18 protein-coding genes are annotated in these 18,949 nt (G+C 62.1%); 9 read left to right on the top strand and 9 right to left on the bottom strand.

Annotated features, from left to right (window positions below):
• The first annotated feature begins 8 nt into the window (after positions 1 to 8).
• Entirely contained in the window at positions 9 to 188 is a 180-nt protein-coding gene (locus tag FAA86_RS24990) for a hypothetical protein (RefSeq protein WP_246035135.1), read from the top strand.
• Positions 189 to 383: 195 nt separating this feature from the next.
• On the top strand, positions 384 to 1,103 hold the full coding sequence (locus FAA86_RS20035) for a ParA family protein (RefSeq protein WP_136542818.1): 720 nt from the start codon (positions 384 to 386) through the stop codon (positions 1,101 to 1,103).
• A 650-nt stretch (positions 1,104 to 1,753) separates the two neighbouring features.
• Here FAA86_RS20035 and FAA86_RS20030 read toward each other — a convergent pair.
• Positions 1,754 to 3,112, bottom strand: a complete 1,359-nt coding sequence (locus FAA86_RS20030; protein WP_374725475.1) for a L,D-transpeptidase — start codon at positions 3,110 to 3,112, stop codon at positions 1,754 to 1,756.
• Positions 3,113 to 3,271: 159 nt separating this feature from the next.
• Here FAA86_RS20030 and FAA86_RS20025 point away from each other — a divergent pair, with 159 nt between their 5' ends.
• The 4 genes from FAA86_RS20025 to FAA86_RS20010 all read left to right on the top strand — a co-directional run bounded on the left by FAA86_RS20025 (position 3,272) and on the right by FAA86_RS20010 (position 5,426).
• Positions 3,272 to 3,754 (top strand): MarR family winged helix-turn-helix transcriptional regulator, encoded by a 483-nt coding sequence (locus FAA86_RS20025; protein ID WP_246035134.1) that lies wholly within the window; start codon positions 3,272 to 3,274, stop codon positions 3,752 to 3,754.
• Positions 3,751 to 4,578, top strand: a complete 828-nt coding sequence (locus FAA86_RS20020) for an aldose 1-epimerase family protein (protein WP_136542817.1) — start codon at positions 3,751 to 3,753, stop codon at positions 4,576 to 4,578. Before FAA86_RS20025 ends, FAA86_RS20020 begins: the two co-directional genes overlap by 4 nt.
• A gap of 85 nt (positions 4,579 to 4,663) precedes the next feature.
• Positions 4,664 to 5,002, top strand: a complete 339-nt coding sequence (locus tag FAA86_RS20015; protein WP_136542816.1) for a protein tyrosine phosphatase family protein — start codon at positions 4,664 to 4,666, stop codon at positions 5,000 to 5,002.
• An 82-nt stretch (positions 5,003 to 5,084) separates the two neighbouring features.
• Entirely contained in the window at positions 5,085 to 5,426 is a 342-nt protein-coding gene (locus FAA86_RS20010; RefSeq protein ID WP_136542815.1) for a RidA family protein, read from the top strand.
• Positions 5,427 to 5,508: 82 nt separating this feature from the next.
• Here FAA86_RS20010 and FAA86_RS20005 read toward each other — a convergent pair whose 3' ends face one another.
• The 4 genes from FAA86_RS20005 to FAA86_RS19990 all read right to left on the bottom strand — a co-directional run bounded on the left by FAA86_RS20005 (position 5,509) and on the right by FAA86_RS19990 (position 10,276).
• The gene (locus FAA86_RS20005) at positions 5,509 to 6,099 is read right to left on the bottom strand and encodes a GNAT family N-acetyltransferase (RefSeq protein ID WP_167495042.1); all 591 of its coding nucleotides are present in this window, start codon (positions 6,097 to 6,099) and stop codon (positions 5,509 to 5,511) included.
• A gap of 240 nt (positions 6,100 to 6,339) precedes the next feature.
• The gene (locus FAA86_RS20000; RefSeq protein ID WP_136542813.1) at positions 6,340 to 7,992 is read right to left on the bottom strand and encodes a thiamine pyrophosphate-binding protein; all 1,653 of its coding nucleotides are present in this window, start codon (positions 7,990 to 7,992) and stop codon (positions 6,340 to 6,342) included.
• A complete protein-coding gene (caiB, locus tag FAA86_RS19995; RefSeq protein WP_136542812.1) occupies positions 7,989 to 9,188 on the bottom strand; it encodes a succinate--glutarate CoA-transferase in 1,200 nt (399 codons plus the stop codon). Before caiB ends, FAA86_RS20000 begins: the two co-directional genes overlap by 4 nt.
• 161 nt (positions 9,189 to 9,349) lie before the next feature.
• Positions 9,350 to 10,276, bottom strand: a complete 927-nt coding sequence (locus tag FAA86_RS19990) for an alpha/beta fold hydrolase (RefSeq protein WP_136542811.1) — start codon at positions 10,274 to 10,276, stop codon at positions 9,350 to 9,352.
• Between the two features lie 248 nt (positions 10,277 to 10,524).
• Here FAA86_RS19990 and ettA point away from each other — a divergent pair, with 248 nt between their 5' ends.
• From ettA to metF, 3 genes are all read left to right on the top strand, one after another.
• Positions 10,525 to 12,174: an energy-dependent translational throttle protein EttA gene (ettA, locus tag FAA86_RS19985; RefSeq protein ID WP_113460777.1), complete on the top strand. Its 1,650-nt coding sequence runs from the start codon at positions 10,525 to 10,527 to the stop codon at positions 12,172 to 12,174.
• Positions 12,175 to 12,318: 144 nt separating this feature from the next.
• Positions 12,319 to 13,326 carry an ArsR/SmtB family transcription factor gene (locus FAA86_RS19980; protein ID WP_136542810.1) on the top strand — a complete coding sequence of 336 codons (1,008 nt, stop codon included), beginning with the start codon at positions 12,319 to 12,321 and terminating at the stop codon, positions 13,324 to 13,326.
• A complete protein-coding gene (gene metF, locus FAA86_RS19975; RefSeq protein WP_136542809.1) occupies positions 13,327 to 14,235 on the top strand; it encodes a methylenetetrahydrofolate reductase [NAD(P)H] in 909 nt (302 codons plus the stop codon).
• A 519-nt stretch (positions 14,236 to 14,754) separates the two neighbouring features.
• On the opposite strand, the gene FAA86_RS19970 is transcribed toward metF, so the two are convergent.
• From FAA86_RS19970 to FAA86_RS19955, 4 genes are all read right to left on the bottom strand, one after another.
• The gene (locus tag FAA86_RS19970) at positions 14,755 to 15,939 is read right to left on the bottom strand and encodes a lytic murein transglycosylase (RefSeq protein WP_136542808.1); all 1,185 of its coding nucleotides are present in this window, start codon (positions 15,937 to 15,939) and stop codon (positions 14,755 to 14,757) included.
• Between the two features lie 71 nt (positions 15,940 to 16,010).
• Positions 16,011 to 16,790 carry a glycoside hydrolase family 25 protein gene (locus FAA86_RS19965; protein WP_136542807.1) on the bottom strand — a complete coding sequence of 260 codons (780 nt, stop codon included), beginning with the start codon at positions 16,788 to 16,790 and terminating at the stop codon, positions 16,011 to 16,013.
• A gap of 134 nt (positions 16,791 to 16,924) precedes the next feature.
• On the bottom strand, positions 16,925 to 17,593 hold the full coding sequence (locus FAA86_RS19960) for a class I SAM-dependent methyltransferase (protein WP_136542806.1): 669 nt from the start codon (positions 17,591 to 17,593) through the stop codon (positions 16,925 to 16,927).
• Positions 17,590 to 18,840: a BtaA family protein gene (locus FAA86_RS19955; RefSeq protein ID WP_136542805.1), complete on the bottom strand. Its 1,251-nt coding sequence runs from the start codon at positions 18,838 to 18,840 to the stop codon at positions 17,590 to 17,592. Before FAA86_RS19955 ends, FAA86_RS19960 begins: the two co-directional genes overlap by 4 nt.
• Positions 18,841 to 18,949: the final 109 nt, after the last annotated feature.

Here is an 18,949-nt window from a genome sequence, read left to right as displayed (position 1 = left end):
GCCTTGCCGTGGTCGACAAGAAGACGCTGGTGAGCATTCTCGGCAGCGGACGGATGGTGAAGGTCGACCGCGCGACATTCGAGGCGAGTCTCGGCGGACCGGATCCTTCCTTGCCGCTGCTGTCTGATCTCAAGGCTGGCCGAGTCGGTCCTCAGCATGTCGGCAGTTGCACGCCGCTGCGCGGTTGACGGGCAGTTCGGCCCATTCCTATCTTCGAATATGCTAGGTTTTTCCGTTGCTTCTCCCCATTATGGGGGAGGGGCGGCAAGGGTGCGTTTCCACTTTGTTAACCATGTTTGCGCATGATGCAGGCATGGGGCGCCGATGACGCGGGTTGCCCAAGAGCGATGAGCCGCTCGGACCAGACCTCCCAAGGATCAAGCATGCCAGTCATTTCTTTTGCCAATGCCAAGGGCGGTGCCGGCAAGACCACCGCAGCCCTTCTTCTCGCCACCGAACTGGCGCACCAGGGATATCGCGTCGCCATCCTTGATGCCGATCCGCAGCGCTGGATCACCCAGTGGCACGAGATCTCCGGTCCGCAGCGCAATATCGAAGTCATCTCGGAAGTGACGGTTGCCTCTGTTCAGGGGCATATCCGCGAGCTCTCGCGCACAAACGACTATATCATCATGGATCTTGCCGGCGCCCGCGACGCCATGGTCACCACGGCAATCGGCCTTTCGGATCACGTGATGATCCCGGTTCAGGGCTGCGCCATGGATGCCAAGGGCGGTGCCCAGATCCTCGATCTGATCAAGCTGATGGAAGATGCCGGAAATCTCGTCATCCCCCATTCGGTCGTGCTGACCCGCGTGACCTCGATGGTCACGACACGCGCCCTTCTGACCATCAAGGGTCTTCTGTCGGCGCGCGGCGTCAATGTCATCAACACGCCGATCGCAGAGCGCAGCGCTTTCCGCGAGATCTTCGACTGTGGTGGCACGCTGTATTCGATGGATGCAGCGAAGATCAGCAATCTCGACAAGGCTCAGGACAACGCCAAGGCATTTGCCTCCGAAGTGATGCGCCTGCTGCCGGTCAAGGTCATCCGGTCCGGTGAGCCACGTCGCCTCTTCCGGCTGGTACGCTCGGCGGCCTGACGCTCGCGATCAATCAGTTTTGTGACCCGCGCTTGGCCATCCAGGCGCGGGTTAGCTCTATGTCGCGTCCTAGCGGGTCGAAATCATGCCCGCATGGCAAATCGTGCCATGTCACCGCCGCTCCCGATGCTACCAGTTGATTGTGCAGGAGCTCTGCATCGCAACGGGTCCGTCTTCGATCATCTTTTCCAGATATCATAAGCACCTGCATGCCTTGCAACTCCGGCGATCCTCGCTCGCCGAAGGGGCTTTGGGGGCGTAGCAGTACTCCGCCGTCCACGAGCTCTCGGTGCGTTGCCATTAGGGCCGTTGCCATGATCGCTCCGCTCGAGAACCCCATCAGCAAAGCAGGTCGACCATGCCTCTCACGAATGGCATCTAGCATAACGGCCAGTTCGTCCGCTCGATGGCCAAGGTTTGCCACGTCGATGGACCGGTCGGCGTGGCGCCGGAAGAAGGTGAACGCTGTTCCCCATGCCTCGCTGCCCCGTGGAAAGTACTGGGGATGACCATGGGCCACCTGGGCTGCAAAGTCAGTCAGACTGTGCTCATCGTGATTGCTTCCATGGAGAAAGACCACAGGCGGCAGTGATCTTCCGATCTCTCGGAACTCCGACCAGATGCTTCCGATGTACCCAGAGCCGTCGCCGTTACTCGACAAATTCCACCGTCACGCCGGCCTTGACCATCTTGGCGAGCTCGGTCGCGTCCCAGTTGGTCAGGCGGATACAGCCGTGGCTCTGGGTGCGGCCGATCTTGGAAGGCTCGGGCGTACCGTGAATGCCATAGGTGGGTTTCGACAATGCGAGCCAGACCGTGCCGACAGGGCCATTCGGGCCGGGCGGGATCTGCAGGACCTTGGTGTTGTTGCCCTGCTGGAAGTTGACCTTCGGGTTGTAGGTGTAGCCGGGATCGAGCGCGATACGCTCGATCGTCACCGTGCCGGACGGGGAAGGCGTATCGGCCGAGCCGATGCTGGCAGGATAGGCGGCAATCAGGCTGCCGTCCTCGCCATAGGCGAAGACCTGCTTCAGACCCTTGTTCGCGACGATCCGCGCGACATTCCCCTTCTTCACCGGGCCCGGCTCGACGACCTTGATCGTGGTGCCGGGGATCGAGAAGTCGACGCCGGGGTTCAGTTCGCGCAGATAGCCCTCGTCCATGTGGAATCGCTCGGCGAGCATTTCGACGGTCGACGTATAGGAGAGCGCCGGCAATTGCGCCTTGTGGGCGTAGTCGTCAGGGATCGAGGCGACGAAGGGGCCGGCCGCATCGCCGGCGGTGATCGTGTAGTTCTTGATCGCGAGACCGCCGGACAGGCGCAGACGCTCAAGAATGTCCTCGGCATTGTTCGGGTCGAGGGTTTCGCCCGTCATCTGCTCCCAGGCGACGATCGCCTTGTTGACGTTCTGGCCCATCTTGCCGTCGATGACGCCGGGCGAAATGCCTTCGCGATCAAGGAAGACCTGAAGCGCGGTAATCTCGAGGCGGGAGAGGTCGCTCTTGACCGGGATTTCGGGCGTGACGGTCCGGGCCGGCGCGTTGTCGGCCGGTAGAGGCAGGTCGGGGCCGCCATAGGGCATGTCCTGCGGCATCTGGTCGAGCGGTGCCTGATCGCCGGGCAGGGCGTCGGGGATCGACGCGGTCGTCACGTCATCATCCCAGCCGCGCTGCGGATAGGGGTCCTGGCGCTGATAGGGATCGTAAACGCCGGGCAGGCTACCGTTTCGACCGCGATCGCGCGGCGGGTAGTAGCTTTCGGCCGGGATTTCCGTGGCAACGAGATTGCCCATGCGGTCGATCAGGATCGTACGGCCCATGCGATCGCGGCTAATCACGACTTCGCCGACCTCAGGCACGTAATCGAGGATATCGCCTTCGGGCGAGATCAGGAGGGTATGTGCGTTGCGATCGTCATAGACCGACTGCGCGGAGGCTGCGCCTGCCAATGCTAGGGATCCGGCAGCCAGAGCCGCCAATATCAAGCCTGAATTCCTGATGTCGAACACGATTCGGTTTCCTCGTCTAAGCAGGCGACAAACGCGTGAAATTTGACACTAATGTGGAAAAGGTGAATTCATAGTGAATATAGGGTTAACTTGCTGTGGGGGCAGCCGGGCCAACGCGTTTTGAATTATCGCTTTATAGTTCGGCATTAAGGGGGGAGAATGCAGGATCAACTGAGATTGGAAGCCTTTTTACCCTTCCGACTGATCCGGGTCGCGGAGATCGTCGATAACGGCTTCACTCATTTCTGCGGGCCAGATGACGAGTTGTCTTGGTCCGAATGGCAGGTGCTCTGGTCGCTGGGCGAGCGTTCGCCAACCACGGCCAAAGCGATCTCCGGCTATGCCGGCCTGACCAAGACCAAAATCAGCCGGGCCGTGAAGGTTCTCGAAGACAAGGGCTATCTGCTGCGCAAGCGTGACCGCAGCGATCGGCGCTTCGAGCTTCTGTCGCTGACCAGCAAGGGCAGAGACCGGTTCGAGCGGCTCGCGAGCGAAGCGGCCGCCTTCCAGCGGTGGCTTGAGCGCAATGTGAATATCGCCTATCTCTCCTCGCTCGACAGCGGACTCGTCGGGCTGGAGGATCTCGTTTCCACCGGTCACCTCAGAGCGCCGCAGCGGCAGACCGAGGAACCTCTCGCATGATCATGTTTTCCGGTCCCAAGGGACCGCGGCTCGCCCTCGATGAAGGGTCGGTGTTCGACATCGGCTCCTGTATCGTGGATGGGGTCGACCTGGCGCCGGGAAGGGCCATTCCCGATGACGGGGATCCGCGCATCGATCATTCGCTGGAAGGGTTCCTGTTCACCTGCGGGCCCGACCACATCCGTCATCGCGAGCCAATCCCCGGCACCGATCTTGACTATCCGCTGCATGGGTCCTTCTCCGCCAATCCGGCCCATTCGCTCGAGGTGACAGCGGAGGGCGAGGATCTGGTGGCGCGGGGCGCCGTCGACGTGACGCTTGCCGCCGGCGGCCATGCCCGTCTTCAGAGACAGTGGCGCTTGAAGGGCGAAAGCGGCGAGGTGCAGCTCGCCGATACGGTCGTCAATGTCGGCGACACCGCTTTCCCGACCTTCCTGATGTACCACATGAACCTCGGTGCAAAGCACTTCGATCCCGCAACCCGGCTGGAAGGCGCGATGCTCGAAGGGGGCGGCTTTGCCTGGGCCTTTGGAGAGGGCGACGGCGGCATCTTCTGCGTTCCTGCGGGGCATGGCGGCTGGGCGGAGCTTCGTCTCGGCCCGATCGCTGCCATCGGAAACAAGCGGCTCAAGGTGCGTTTCCGCACCGATACGCTGCCGCATCTGCAGATCTGGCGAAACCAGAAGGCGCCGGCGCATGTGCTGGGCATCGAACCCGTCTCCCATCGCTGGGTCGGCCGTGCCGAGCTCGAGGCCGCGGGCGAGTTCAATATCCTGAAGCCGGGCGAAAGCCGCGACTACGGGCTGGCGTTTTCCTTTGTCTAAGCGGGCAAGGGCAGGTTGCTTGCGATTGACGCTCAGGGATGCCCGTCGTAGATGTTTGGCCCTAGGAAATTGACGAGGTGCCCTGATGAACATCCGGCAGATCAACGAGGAATATTCGGTCAGCGGCCAGATCACGGTCGAGGAGCTCGACGAGATCAAGGCGCTCGGCTTCAAGTCGATCGTCTGCCACCGCCCCGATGGCGAAGACTTCGGCCAGCCCGATTTTGCCGTCATCGCCAAACGCGCCGAAGAACTGGGCCTCAAGATCAAGCATGTTCCGGTTGGCCCGATGGGTGTCACACCGGATGCCGTCGCAGACATGGTGGATGCGCTGGAAGAGTTCGAGCGCCCCATGCTCGGCTATTGCCGCTCGGGCGCACGCTCGACTGCCACCTACGAGCACGCGCTTCGCCAGCGCGGCTGATCCCATTTCGTCACCATCGCTGGCCGGGCCTTCGCGTCCGGCTTCTGCGTGTTTTACCCAAGCCTCAAGCAGGAGTTTTCCCATGAGCATCAAGCGTATCGAGCCCGGCAAGCGCATGAGCGGCGCCGTCGTTCACGGCAATACTGTTTACCTGGCCGGCCAGGTCGGCGAAGGCTCGACCGTGACCGAGCAGTCGAAGTCGGCGCTCGCCGAAGTCGACCGTCTGCTGGCCGCTGCCGGTTCGGACAAGTCGAAGATCCTGCAGACGATCATCTACCTCTCCGACATGTCGACCTTTGCTGAAATGAACGCCGTCTGGGAAGCCTGGATCGACCCGGCAAACCCGCCGGCTCGCGCCACGAGCGGCGCGCCGCTCGCGACGCCGGACTACAAGGTCGAGTTCATCGTCACGGCCGCCATCTAAGCGCCGTCTTGACCAACATGGAAAAGCCGGCAGTTTCCATTGCCGGCTTTTTTATTGGTAGGTCGCTTGGGGCCACGTTCGGTCATGCTTCCGATCGTACCCGGTCGGAAGTCTGGTCCTCGCGATCTTGCCAGTCACTGCGCAGCAACATTGTGACATGTTCGATCGTCTGCCGACCGTCAGCCATGCAGCGGCTCGGAGCCTCGGTGACCCGGCGATATCCCAGTTTGCGCTGCATCGCCCAGGAGTTTTCGTTGCCGTCGAAGTAGCCATTGATCAGCTTCGTCAGACCAAGGTCGCGAAAAGCGAAGCGGATCTTGGCGTCAAAGGCTTCGCGTCCATAGCCCAGACCCTGATAGGGGGTGGCGATCCAGATGCCTCCGCCGCCAGTCCCAGCACTCCAGTCGATCTTGTTGAGACTGACGCCACCGATGACTTTCCGCTCGGCTTTGAGTTCGATAGCGAATTCGTATGCGGTTGGTCGGTCGCCTGTGCTTGCGATTGCCTGGCATCGCCTGACCCAATTTTCGGCATCCGACGTCGAATAGGGATGCGGAACGAAAGCCAGCCATTTCGCGAGCTGGAGATCGTTCAGGCCGAGCACAATCTGCTCGATGTCGTCTTCGCGCCAGGGTCGGAGGTTAAGACGCGGAGTTTCGATCGTGGTGACCATGTTGATACATTCTCCTTGCCGCATGGACCAAGCCGTATCGTCATGGTGCAGGATTTAAGCTTCTCCCGGTGTGAGGCCGAAAATGTAGGTGGCGGCGAGAGCCATCGCAAGCCGGAAGATGACGATGACAAAGATCGACATTCCTCACTGCGCATTTCGTCTTGAATTAGTTGCCATGCCGCCGCGGGACTTGGCCACGCGTGGCGGTTCCGTCGTCCATGACGGAACCGCCGGTCCGCGTCAGCTCTTGTCCCTGATCTGGCTCAGGGTGCGGGTGGGCGTGATCGCCTCCGGATCCAGCTTGATCTCGACGATGGCGGGCTTGCCAGATGCGCGGGCACGCAGGAAGGCGGGGGCGAAGTCTTCGGTCTTTTCGACGGTTTCCCCGTGGCCGCCATAGGCCTTGGCCAGCGCTGCGAAATCGGGGTTGGTCAGGTCCGTGGCGCTGACGCGGCCCGGATATTCGCGCTCCTGATGCATGCGGATCGTGCCATACATGCCATTGTTGATGACGAGCGTGATGATCGGCAGGTTGTAGCGGATGGCGGTGGCAAACTCCTGTCCATGCATCATGAAGCAGCCGTCACCGGCAAAGCAGATGACTTCACGTTGCGGGAACAGCTGCTTTGCAGCGACGGCTGCCGGCAGACCGTAACCCATCGAGCCGGAGGTCGGGGCGGCCTGGGTGTTGAAGGCCTGGAATCGATGGAAGCGATGCAACCAGGTGGCATAGTTGCCGGCGCCATTGGTGAAGATCGTGTCCTTTGCGGTGTTCGCCTCGATCCACTGCATGATCTCGCCCATCTGGACAGAGCCGGGGCTTGCCTTCGGCGGCGTCGACCAGGCGAGATAGGCGGCATGCATGGTCTCGGTGCGCTCCGCCCAGGCGGGGGCGGCGGGTGCATCGAGCGATGCGAGTGCCGCGACGAATTCCTCAGGGGCGGCACAGATGGCGAGATCAGCGCGGTAGACGCGGCCGAGTTCTGACGGGTCCGGATGCACATGGATGAGCGTCTGGGCCGGGTAGGGGATGTCCATCAGCGTATATGAGGACGAGGGCATTTCGGAGAAACGGCCGCCGAGCAGGATCAGCAGATCGGCTTCCTTCACTTCCTTGGCCAGTGCCGGATTGATGCCAATGCCGATATCACCGGCGTAGGACGGATGCAGGTGATCGAAGAGCATCTGACGGCGGAAGGAGCAGCCGACCGGCAGCTTGAACTTTTCCGCGAATGCCTGGATGCCGGCAACCGAAGCCTCGCTCCAGCGCGTGCCGCCGAGCACGACCATGGGGCGTTTGGCGGTCTTCAGCATCGCGCCGAGGGCTGCGATCTGACTTGGGCCTGGATGGGCCTCGACGGGCGTGTAGGGCCTGGCCTCCGGGGCCTCGACTTCGTCGAGCAGCATGTCCTCGGGCAGCGTCAGCACGACCGGGCCGGGGCGGCCCGAGGTGGCGACGGCAAAGGCGCGGGTGACGAATTCCGGGATGCGGCGGGCGTCGTCGATCTCGCCGACCCATTTGGCAAATTCGGTGAAGGCGCGGCGATACTCGACCTCCTGGAAGGCTTCGCGCTCCTTCATATCGCGACCGATCTGGCCGATGAACAGGATCATCGGGATCGAATCCTGCTTTGCGACATGCAGGCCGGCGGAGGCGTTCGTCGCGCCCGGGCCACGGGTGACCATGCAGATGCCGGGCTTGCCGGTGAGGCGACCCCAGGCATCGGCCATCATCGCGGCGCCGCCTTCCTGGCGGCAGACGAGCGTCTCGATGCCGCTGTCCTTCAGCGCGTCGAGCACGGCCAGATAGCTTTCGCCGGGAACGCAGGACACGCGCTCGACGCCGTTGGCCTTCAGCGCCTCGACGATCAGTTCACCGCCGGTTCTCTTCATTGCGTCTTCCTTTCCAGCTCGGCCAGTTCGGCCAGAATCTCATTGCCATGCTCGCCAATGCGCGGGCTTGGGCGCTCGTAGCGCAGGGGTGTCTCGGAGAGCACGATCGGCGTGCGCACGGAGGGGATCACGGTGCCCTTGTCGTCGGTCAGCTCGATCTTCAACCCGCGTGCCTGGACCTGCGGGTCGGCGAACATTTCCTCGATCGAGTTGATCGGTCCCGCCGGCACGGCATTGGCCTCGCAGGCGGAGAGCAGGTCGCGCTTCGACCGTTTCACGGTTTCAGCGGTAACAATGGCGCGAACCTCGACCTTGTTGGCGACGCGGGCCTTGTTGGTGGCGAAGCGTAGATCTTCCGCGACCGAGGGGATGCCGAGGATGGCGCAGAGCCGCTTGAACTGGCCGTCATTGCCGACCGCAAGGATCAGGTGGCCATCTGATGTCGGCACGACTTCATAGGGGCTGATGTTCGGATGGGCATTGCCGAGGCGGGTCGGCGGCTTGCCCGAGATCAGGTAGTTCATGTTCTGGTTGGCGAGCACCGCCGACATCACGTCGAGCAGGGCCATGTCGACGAACTGGCCCTGGCCTGTTTTCATGACGTGGATCAGGGCGGCCTGGATTGCGGTTACGGCATAGATGCCGGTGAAGATATCGGCGATGGCTACGCCCGCCTTCATCGGCTCGCCGTCCTTTTCGCCCGTGATCGACATGAAGCCGGACATCCCCTGGACGATGTAGTCGTAGCCGGCGAAATCGGCATAGGGACCGTTCTGACCAAAGCCGGTGATCGAGCAATAGACGAGCTTGGGGTTGATCGCCTTCAGGCTCTCGTAGTCGAGGCCGTATCTCTCCAGGCCGCCGCGCTTGAAGTTCTCGATGACGACATCGGCCGAGGCGCAGAGGCGGCGGACCGTTTCCTGGCCTTCCGGCGTCTTCAGATCGACCGCGATCGAGCGCTTGTTGCGGTTGGTCGAGTGGTAATAGGCGGCCGAGAGGTTCTCACCATCGGCGCCCTCGACGAAGGGCGGTCCCCAGGCGCGGGTATCGTCGCCGCCTTCAGGGTTTTCCACTTTGATCACGTCGGCGCCGAGATCGGCCAGCATCTGGCCCGCCCAGGGGCCGGCCAGCACGCGGGCGAGTTCGATCACACGGATGCCGGCGAGTGGGGCAGGGGCTGAAGGCTTGGGCGTCATAACGCGATCCTGTGCGGCGTCGTCGGGGCAGGCAGTCTTACGAGATGAGACCGCCTGCCATGACAAGAACTGCTGTCGACCGAGCTATAACGGCCAACAATGCCCTCCGCACCTGATATTCTCTCATGGCATCATTCCGTTTCGGCAAGAACTTGCAGGCGCTAGGGGCCGAGATTGTCGAGCCAGGTCAGGAAGTCGGTGATGGCCTTTTCCCGGCCGACCTCATTTAGCGTCTCGTGTCGCATCCCTTCATAGACGTTCGTCTCGACATCGGTCATGCCGATGTCGAGCATGCGCTGCCCGAGCCAACGGATTTCCCGGCCGTTGTTGGTCGCCGGATCTTCCGCGCCGCCCACAAGGTAGACCGCGAGCCGCTGCGGCAGGCGCGCCAGCCGCTCGGGGTCTGCGCCCGCAAAAGTCAGCCGGAAGATGTCACGCCACATCGAGACACTCGCATCGAAGCCGCAGAGCGGATCGGCGATATAGGCGTCGACTTGCCCGGCGTCATGGGAGAGCCAGTCAAAGGCGGTCCGATGTCCCTTGATGGCGCGACCCCAGGCCGCAAAGGTCGCCTTCGGCAGGATCGTCGAGGGGACGTCCGAGCCTTTCAGCATCTGCTCGAGGGACAGCACCCCCTGGGCGAAGCGACCGGCGAGGCCGGGATTGAAGTTGGAATTCCAGATCGACAGCGCGTGGAACGCCTGCGGATGCTCCGTCGCCACATTCAGCGCGATCAAGCCACCCATGGAATGGCCGAACAGGATCACGGGGAGGCCGGGATGGCTCTGCACCGCCAATTCCCGCATGGCCATGACATCGGCGATGACCTTGCTGGCGCCGTCCTTTCTGGCGAACGAGCGGAATGCCGCATCCGGTGCCGTCGTTTCGCCATGGCCGCGGTGGTCATGGGCATAGACGTGGTAGCCCCTCTCAGACAAAGCGATGGCAAACGCCTCGTAGCGCCGCGAATGCTCGGCCAGTCCGTGGCAGATCAGCACGATACCGCGTGCGCCGTTCGCGGAAGGCTGGTGGTGATAGGCGAGGCGGGCGCCGGAGGGCGATTCGTGAAAAGCTGGATCTGAAAACATTTGGTTCTCCCGATGTCACGATAGGAGGCCATTTCTCGGTCGCGCGCAATACCAGCGGCGTCTCTCGGGCTTATCCTTGCTCTTCTCGGCGGCCCGATGCCGACAAGCGAGACAAGGTCGCCAACAAAGTCCCCGCCGCTTGGGAGAACTGCTGTATTTCTCGGTGGTTTTTCGTGCGCCGCATTGCCCCTCAGGCGCAATTCGCCTACATAGCGGGCCAATTCCCATTCCCGCCGGAGCAAGACCCCATGGCACGCCAGTTCATCTATCACATGTCGGGACTTAGCAAGTCCTACGGCGCCAAGAAGATTCTCGAGAACATTCACCTCTCGTTCTATCCCGATGCGAAGATCGGTATCCTCGGCCCGAACGGCGCCGGTAAGTCGACCGTGCTGCGCATCATCGCCGGCCAGGACAAGGAATATACCGGCGAAGCCTGGCTCGCCGAAGGCGCGACCGTCGGTTATCTCGAGCAGGAGCCGCATCTCGATCCGAACAAGAACGCATTCGAGAACGTCATGGAAGGCGTGGCCGACAAGCAGGCCGTGCTCGACCGTTACAACGAACTGATGATGAACTATTCCGACGAGACTGCGGAAGAAGGTGCCAAGCTCCAGGACATCATCGACAGCCAGAACCTCTGGGACCTCGAACAGCAGGTCGAAATGGCGATGGAAGCGCTGCGCTGCCCGCCGAAGGATGCCGACGTGACCGTGCTTTCGGGTGGTGAGCGTCGCCGTATCGCGCTCTGCCGTCTGCTTCTGTCGCAGCCGGACCTGCTGCTGCTCGACGAACCGACCAACCACCTCGACGCCGAGACGATCGCCTGGCTTGAAAAGCATCTGCGCGACTATCCGGGCGCCGTGATGATGATCACCCACGACCGCTACTTCCTCGACAACGTCACGGGCTGGATCCTCGAGCTCGACCGTGGTCGTGGCATTCCCTATGAAGGCAACTACTCGGCCTACCTGACCGCCAAGGCCAAGCGCATGCAGCAGGAAGCCCGCGACGAAGCCGGCCGCCAGAAGGCGCTGTCGCGCGAGCAGGAATGGATTGCATCGAGCCCGAAGGCACGTCAGGCCAAGTCCAAGGCGCGTATCAAGGCCTACGAACAGCTGGTCGATGCGGCGGAAAACATCCGCCCCGGCGACGCACAGATCATCATCCCGGTCTCCGAGCGTCTCGGTCAGGTGGTTATCGAGCTCGAAGGCATCAAGAAGGGCTTTGAAGGCCGCACGCTAATCAACGATCTCTCGATCAAGCTGCCACCGGGCGGTATCGTCGGCATCATCGGCCCGAACGGTGCGGGTAAGTCGACGCTGTTCAAGATGATCACCGGTCAGGAAAAGCCGGATGCCGGCACGATCCGCATCGGTGACACCGTTCACCTCGGCTATGTCGACCAGAGCCGTGACGCGCTCGACGGCAACAAGACCGTCTGGGAAGAAATTTCCGGCGGCGCCGAAGTCATCAAGCTCGGCAAGTTCGACATGAATTCCCGTGCCTATTGCGGCGCCTTCAACTTCAAGGGTGGCGACCAGCAGCAGAAGGTCGGCAATCTCTCGGGCGGTCAGCGCAACCGCGTGCACCTCGCCAAGATGCTGAAGGCCGGCGGCAACGTGCTGCTGCTCGACGAACCGACCAACGACCTTGATACGGAAACGCTCGGTGCGCTCGAAAGCGCGCTCGAAGCCTTTGCCGGCTGCGCGATCATCATCAGCCACGATCGCATGTTCCTCGACCGCCTGGCGACGCATATTCTGGCCTTCGAAGGTGACGGTCATGTCGAGTGGTTCGAAGGCAACTTCGAGGACTACGAGCAGGACAAGATCCGCCGCCTCGGCCCGGATGCCCTCAACCCGGGTAGCCAGGCTTACAAGCGCCTGACGCGCTGAGCCGTCGGCAGTCGAACAATCAAGGGCCGGGCCGCAAGGTGCCGGCCCTTTTTGCTGACCTCGACAACTCTGCGGCAAGTTTCGCTTGCATCGCCGGAAGATCAGACATAAAGATATCTTTATGTCGTTATTGCGGTGGTGCGAATGAGACTCGGCGTCGATACTCTGGTGGAATTGCTGAAAGCGGCAGGTGAGCCGACCCGCCTGCGTCTGCTTACACTTCTGGCGTCGGGCGACCTCACGGTCACCGATCTTACCGAAATTCTCGGCCAGTCGCAGCCCCGTATCTCGCGCCACTTGAAGCTGCTCGCAGAGGCGGATCTAATTGGTCGTTACCAGGAGGGCGCCTGGGCCTATTTCCGCCTGAGGCAGGAAGGGGCGGGGGCCGAGCTGGTTCGCCTGCTTCTCGATGCTGCCGAGGCGAGTGATCCCGTCCTGCAGCGTGATCGCGACCGGCTGACGGCGGTCAAGCGCGCACGCGCCGAACGGGCACAGGCCTATTTCAGCCGCAACGCATCGGAATGGGACGAGCTTCGTAGGCTGCATGTCAACGACGCCGATGTCGAAGCTGCTCTGCTGCGTGCCGTTGGCACCGAGGCGGTCGATTCGATGCTCGATCTCGGTACGGGTACGGGCCGGATCCTCCAGCTCTTGTCGCCGCGCTATCGCCGCGCCATCGGAATCGACGCCAGCCGAGACATGCTTGCGGTCGCCCGATCCAACCTCGACAAGGAGGGCATTCTGTCGGCCAGCGTGCGTCATGGCGACATCCTGAACCTTCCCCTCGACGCGAACGACTTCGATCTCGTCACCATTCACCAGGTTCTGCACTTCCTCGAAGAACCGGAATTGGCTCTTGCCGAGGCGGCACGCATGCTGAAGCCCGGCGGGCGGCTCGCGATCATCGATCTTGCGCCGCATGATCACGAGTATCTGCGGGACGAGCATGCCCATGTCCGCCTCGGTTTCTCGCACGGCGCCATGGCCGAATGGCTCGGACGGCAGGGGCTCTCGGTCGAGGACGTGATCGATCTGCCGCCGGAGAGCGCGGCCGGGCGCGGACTGACCGTCACCATCTGGCTGGCGCGGCGGGCAGCTGCTCCCGCGGCAACCACCCAGGACCAACCTCTTGCCATGACCGGGAGCAGATAAATGACAAAGACCGAACGCCCGATCACCAGAACCTCCGAGTTGAAGATTTCCTTCGAGTTCTTCCCGCCGAAGTCGCCCGATATGGAGGCGCAGCTCTGGCAGACCGTCGAAGCGCTTCAGCCATACCAGCCGGACTTCGTCTCCGTGACCTATGGCGCGGGTGGCACCACCCGCGAACCGACGCTTTCGACCGTGAAGCGTCTGATCGACGACACGCCGCTCGCCACGGCCTCGCATCTAACCTGTGTCGGTGCGACGCGTGACGAGGTTCGGGCCGTTGTCGAAGAGTTTGAGGCCGCGGGGGTGCGCCATTTCGTGGCGTTGCGCGGCGATCCGCAAGGGGGTGTCGGGACACGCTATGCGCCGCATCCGGGCGGCTATGTCAACGCCGCCGATCTGGTGTCGGGCCTGCGGGCGATGGGCGATTTCGAGATCTCTGTCTCGGCTTACCCGGAGCGTCATCCGGAGAGCGAGAACGATACCGTCGATCTCGACATGCTGAAGCAGAAGGTCGACGCGGGTGCAACGCGGGCGCTCACCCAGTTCTTCTTCGATAATGATGTCTATGAACGCTACATGGAGCGTGTACAGGCTGCCGGGATCAATATCCCGATCGTGCCGGGCATCATGCCAATCCAGAACCTCACGCAACTGAAGCGGTTCGCCTCCATGTGCGGAGCCAGCATCCCGTCGTTCCTCGATGCACGCTTCGAAGGTTCGGAAGGGGACGCACAGGCACGCGCTGCCATCGCTGCCGACCTCGCCGCCGAACAGATCGCGGATCTCTCGCGCCGTGGCGTCCAGGAGTTCCACATCTACACGATGAACCGTGCGCCGCTGACGATTGCCACACTCGATCGCCTCGGCGTGTCACCGAAGGCCGGCAGGGTCTCCGGCGCGGCCGCCTGAGCCTGTCCAAGGTGACATTTGCGGACATGAAAAGAGGCGCATGACGGTCCGTGTCATGCGCCTCTCATTCATTTTGAAATCATGGTTGCTGGAGAGGCCTTGTTCGGCCAACCCATGGGTTGGTTCATTTCACCCTGTGTCAGATGAACAGCATCGTGGCTACGAAAACAAACGCTGCACCTACGATCAGGACATTGATAGAATTGGTCAGTCCCATGTGTGCCTCCTTGCGTTGACCGTTAGATATTATGTCCGATTTGTGTCGGCGCAAAGCCAATTCTGTGCTGCGCTGCGGAAGCAGCCGGTGGATAACCTATCGGAAATGCGCAATAAGCGTTTTAAAACAAGATCTTGCTGGCGCTCTCGGCCTGTTAATGAAGTTTAACATCCGTGAGGGTTTGAGGGCTCAAATTGCCTCTCTGCTGCGCTGCGAGGGGACATGCTCAGATTTTCCAGATTGCACGAAAAGGCCGGGGCAGCGCTGCCGCCCCGGCCTGACCGCAGATCCACAGACTGGTTTCAGAGAGCGTTGAGAAGCGCCGGCGTCGGCCAGCCGTCTGCAGGCAGGCCTACGCGCTGCTGTTCCTTCTGCACGGCGACACGCGTTCCAGCGCCGAGAATGCCGTCAATCTTGCCGACGTCATGGCCGAGACCCTGCAGCTTGGTCTGCAGCGCCATCATCTGGTCGACGTCGAGGCCAGGTTCTGGATTGCCCTTCTGGTAGACGGGCGCGCCGCCGAAGCGCGTGGCGAAATAGGCGGCCGATGTCGTGTAGATGAAGGACTGGTTCCATTCGAGATAGATGTTGAAGTTCGGATAGGTGATAAAGGCCGGGCCCTTGCGGCCCTGCGGGAGGACCAGCGAGGCGGGCAGGCCAGCGAAGGCCGTGTTTCCGTCGCGTGGCTGAACGCCAAGGGCGAACCACTCACCTGCGGTCATTGCGCCATCGAGACCGGATTTTTCGAAGGGCAGGTTCTCCGGGATCGTCACTTCCTGGATCCAGGGTTCACCTTGCTTGAAGCCGAGATGCTGGATGAACTTGGCAGCCGTCAGGATCGCGTCCGGGCTGCTCTGCTTGACATTGACATGGCCGTCGCCGTCGCCATCGATCCCGAACTCGATGATGTCCTTGGGCAGCATCTGAACCTGACCGATTTCACCGGCCCAGGCGCCGGTGTTGCTGGCCGGCTCGAGATCGCCGTGCTCGACCATCTTGATCAAGGCCAGCAATTGCGGCCGGAAGAGCTCCGGACGGCGGCAGTCATGGGCAAGCGTGACGAGGGCATTGCGGGTGTTGAAGTCGCCCTGAACCGCACCGAAGTCGGTTTCCATTGCCCAGAAGGCGGTGATGACGCCTGGCGGGACGCCGTATTCCTTTTCAGCGCGAGCGAAGACCTCTGCATATTCCTTGATCTTCTGGCGGCCGATGTCGAGGCGCGCCTGGCTCACGGTCCGGCCGGAGAATTCAAGGAAGGTCTGGCGGAAGACGCCCTGCGACCGGTCGCGGGCGAGAACCTTCTGATCGATCTGCGCACCGGCGAGCGCCTTGTCTGCAATCTCCGGGGGCGTGCCTGCAGCAACGGCTTCGGCCTTCACGCCTTCGAGGAAGGTCCCGAGGTCCCCGCCGCATTGCTGCGCCTGGGCAAGGCCAGTGGTCGCGAGGAGCAGTGTGAGGGGAAGCGCGTGACGCAGGGCTTTGTTCATCAGTCGGTCCTTCGAGTTTGGCGCACGGTCGCGCCGAGCGTTTCTCAGGAGCCTCTAGCCCCGGTTTGCGATCATTTCGAGACGGAAGAGACCCAATTCTGCCAGTTCTTCTGCGTGCCGGCAAAGACGTTGATGTCCGTCTCCCCGCGGATGCCGGGAATCACGCCGGTGGAGGTGTATTGCCAGAAGGCCCAGCGGCGGCCGGGGTAGATCTCGCTCGGGTGCTGCGCGACGGCGCGAACCCAGAAGTGATGGTCCTTGAAGGCGCCGTCCAGGTTTTCGCGATGGAAGTCCACGGAGGTGTAGATGATAGGCCGCTTGCCATAATGCGCTTCGATGCGCTGCATGAAGCGCTGCACTTCACTGCGGACGGTTGCGGCATCCGGTCGAAGGCGGCAGGTGGGCGAACTCGGGTTCCATTCGACGTCGAGCACGGGCGGCAGGAGATTTGCGTCGCGCGGAACGTTCTGGATGAACCAGTCCGCCTGATCGTCCGCGGATGAGCAGAAGTAATAGAAGTGGTAGGCCGCGTGGGGGATGCCGGCCGCCTTGGCACCCTCCCAATATTCCCGGAAACGCGGGTCGATCCGATCCTTGCCTTCGGTTGCCTTGATGAAGACGAAGGAGACGCCCGATTTCTTCACCTGACGCCAGTCGACATCGCCGTTCCACTTGGAGACGTCGATGCCATGGACCTCATGGCGATGCGGGGTCTTGCCGTCGAAATGCTGAGGATCGGTGTCGTGAAAGCGGGGCGAGACGGCGCTGGTCTCAAGCAGATCATAGGACCCGGAGGTGCAAGCCGTGACGGCAAGACAGGCGGGCAGGAGGAGTATCGAAAGCCATCGCATCAAGGATCTGCATTCCTTCCGGGATTATGAAGAGGCTGCGTCCGGATCTCTCCTGAACGCGCGCAAGGACAGGCAAGAGCCTCGTCCATCATTGTCAAAATCAGAGCGTATGCAATCGTGCTTGCGCGAGGCCGTCAGCGCGTGAGAACCGCGTGCCAGGCATAGCCACGCCAGAGGGGCTCGAATGTGAGGTGCAGGTTATGCGCCATGGCACGATGTTCGAGTGCTTCCTTCAGGTCCGGGCGCGGCGTGACTTCGAAGCGGGCAAGCCATGCCTGCAGACCCCGGCGGAACCAGAGAGGCAGGTTCTCCTGCTGGCCGAAATCGACGATATGCAGGGATCCGTCAGGACCGAGCGCTTCAATCCCCCGATCGATCGATGCCTGCCAGTCGGGGATCATGGAGAGCGCATAGGAAATCATCACCCGGTCGAAATGAGGCTGGCCGAAATCGCCGGACGAAAAACTCGTGGCATCGGCGACCTCCAGCTGAGGCGGAGAGGTATCGCCCTCGAACTTCTTGCGTGCGGTTGCGAGCATTTCCGCAGAGATATCCAGACCGAAGAGGCGGGCCGTCGGGAAGTGCCCTCTGGCGAGCGCGAGGTTTCGCCCGGTGCCGCAGCCAATCTCGAGCAGCGAGCCGCCGTCGGGCACGTTCAAGCCTGCAATCATCCGGTCGCGGCCGAGCAGATAGTATTTCCGGCTCAGGTCGTAGATGTGGCGTTGATAGCGATACATCCGGTCCATGCGGCTCGCATGCTCCAGCGAGCCGTCCGTTGCGAGGAGGCCGGCTCGCGTGCTCATGCGGGGCGCTTTTCGTAGATGTGGAAGCCGCCGTAAATGGCTGAGCGGTCCTGGCGATTGAGGGCCTGCGAGCGCTCCGCCTGATACTGCCACTGCGCCAGGAGAGCCGGGGAGAGTCTACCGTTCAGAATGCTCTCTTCAGCGGCCGTGCGGAAGATCACGCGCGCGCCCTCGGAGGCGGTTCGGGTGATCTCGGTCCAGAGATCGTTCAGCTGGCGCTCGTTCATCCAGTCCTGGGCGTCGAGGAGCACGAAGCGGTCGACGCTGCCGGCGGGCTTTTTTGACAGGAGTTCGGTGAAGTTCGCATGATGGACGGTCACGCGCTCCGCAGTGTCGCGGATTGCCTGGTAGTGCCGCTCCTGCAGGTAAGTGGGGAGTGTGCCTTCCTCCGGCTTCGGATAGCGGCGCATGAAGGCCTGCCAGGCGAAGTAGTTGTCCCGGAGCAGGAAATGGCAGCACAGCTTCTCCAAGCGGTGACGCAGGACCGGTGCGATCGTGCCGTCATCGGCAAGGGTCGCGAGTTCATCATATTGCTGCGGCGGGATGCCGAGACCGAAGAGCGAGCTCTTGCGCCGCGTCAGCCAGCGGATCAGCGGCTTGTCGAAGAGGGGTGCGATGCGGTTGTCGAAGAAAAGCCGCTGTTCGCGCAGGGACCTCGTTTCGGCGAGCTCTTCGAGCCTGACGCCGTGGCTTCGCGCAATCACATGGCCGATGGTGATGAAACGCCCGAGGAGCCCGGTGCGATAGATGTTGCGGTTGAAGACCGTGATCCGCCGGCGCCCGGTGATCCCGCGTGTCTCCCAGTAGCGACGCGTCGCCGCATCGAGATTGGGCGCGAGATGCCGGTCATACATGCGGACATTCGTTCGGACCATCTGGGCGCCAAGCAGGCGGCGAACGGAGGAGTGGTCCGGCAGATGACGGAAGGCAGCGAGCTTCAGGCGGTTCAGCGCGACATGGTTCGGATTAAGATCGACCACATCGATGGAGGCGGGGCGGCGGCTGAGATAGGCGAGCATGTTGCAGCCGCCTGAGCCTATGGTGACGATGCGATGGCCCTCCGTGAGATCCATCGCCTGCATGTCGACCTCTGGATCTTCCCAGATCTGGGCATAGACGAGGCCCGAGAAGAGCAAGCCGAAGAGGCGTTCCGACAGACCAGCCGGCGACAGCGCAGCGTGCAGGAGAAGCGCGTCCTTCAGCTTCTCGTTTCCACGAAATCCGACATCGGGTGCGAGATCTGTCATGTCGTTCCGCCGTCCTTTTGGGTTTCACGGCGTGTAGCTTTTGCTTGCTACAGTTTGATGACGTCAGCTCCGCTGGCCGGTAACCGATTTTTTATGCATTTAATACAAA

The organism is Rhizobium rosettiformans W3 (genome assembly GCF_004912135.1).
In the GTDB taxonomy this organism is placed as follows: domain Bacteria; phylum Pseudomonadota; class Alphaproteobacteria; order Rhizobiales; family Rhizobiaceae; genus Allorhizobium; species Allorhizobium rosettiformans.
The sequence above is the reverse complement of the archived record's forward strand: the minus strand, read 5'-3'. Positions and strand labels throughout refer to the sequence as shown.

What these genes read in the sequence shown, in the direction of transcription:
- FAA86_RS20035 (WP_136542818.1), top strand. Translation starts at nt 384, where the DNA reads ATGCCAGTCATTTCTTTTGCCAATGCCAAGGGCGGTGCCGGCAAGACC.
- FAA86_RS20025 (WP_246035134.1), top strand. Translation starts at nt 3,272, where the DNA reads ATGCAGGATCAACTGAGATTGGAAGCCTTTTTACCCTTCCGACTGATC.
- FAA86_RS20020 (WP_136542817.1), top strand. Translation starts at nt 3,751, where the DNA reads ATGATCATGTTTTCCGGTCCCAAGGGACCGCGGCTCGCCCTCGATGAA.
- FAA86_RS20015 (WP_136542816.1), top strand. Translation starts at nt 4,664, where the DNA reads ATGAACATCCGGCAGATCAACGAGGAATATTCGGTCAGCGGCCAGATC.
- FAA86_RS20010 (WP_136542815.1), top strand. Translation starts at nt 5,085, where the DNA reads ATGAGCATCAAGCGTATCGAGCCCGGCAAGCGCATGAGCGGCGCCGTC.
- FAA86_RS20005 (WP_167495042.1), bottom strand. Translation starts at nt 6,099, where the DNA reads ATGGTCACCACGATCGAAACTCCGCGTCTTAACCTCCGACCCTGGCGC.
- FAA86_RS20000 (WP_136542813.1), bottom strand. Translation starts at nt 7,992, where the DNA reads ATGAAGAGAACCGGCGGTGAACTGATCGTCGAGGCGCTGAAGGCCAAC.
- caiB (WP_136542812.1), bottom strand. Translation starts at nt 9,188, where the DNA reads ATGACGCCCAAGCCTTCAGCCCCTGCCCCACTCGCCGGCATCCGTGTG.
- FAA86_RS19990 (WP_136542811.1), bottom strand. Translation starts at nt 10,276, where the DNA reads ATGTTTTCAGATCCAGCTTTTCACGAATCGCCCTCCGGCGCCCGCCTC.
- ettA (WP_113460777.1), top strand. Translation starts at nt 10,525, where the DNA reads ATGGCACGCCAGTTCATCTATCACATGTCGGGACTTAGCAAGTCCTAC.
- FAA86_RS19980 (WP_136542810.1), top strand. Translation starts at nt 12,319, where the DNA reads ATGAGACTCGGCGTCGATACTCTGGTGGAATTGCTGAAAGCGGCAGGT.
- metF (WP_136542809.1), top strand. Translation starts at nt 13,327, where the DNA reads ATGACAAAGACCGAACGCCCGATCACCAGAACCTCCGAGTTGAAGATT.
- FAA86_RS19970 (WP_136542808.1), bottom strand. Translation starts at nt 15,939, where the DNA reads ATGAACAAAGCCCTGCGTCACGCGCTTCCCCTCACACTGCTCCTCGCG.
- FAA86_RS19965 (WP_136542807.1), bottom strand. Translation starts at nt 16,790, where the DNA reads ATGCGATGGCTTTCGATACTCCTCCTGCCCGCCTGTCTTGCCGTCACG.
- FAA86_RS19960 (WP_136542806.1), bottom strand. Translation starts at nt 17,593, where the DNA reads ATGAGCACGCGAGCCGGCCTCCTCGCAACGGACGGCTCGCTGGAGCAT.
- FAA86_RS19955 (WP_136542805.1), bottom strand. Translation starts at nt 18,840, where the DNA reads ATGACAGATCTCGCACCCGATGTCGGATTTCGTGGAAACGAGAAGCTG.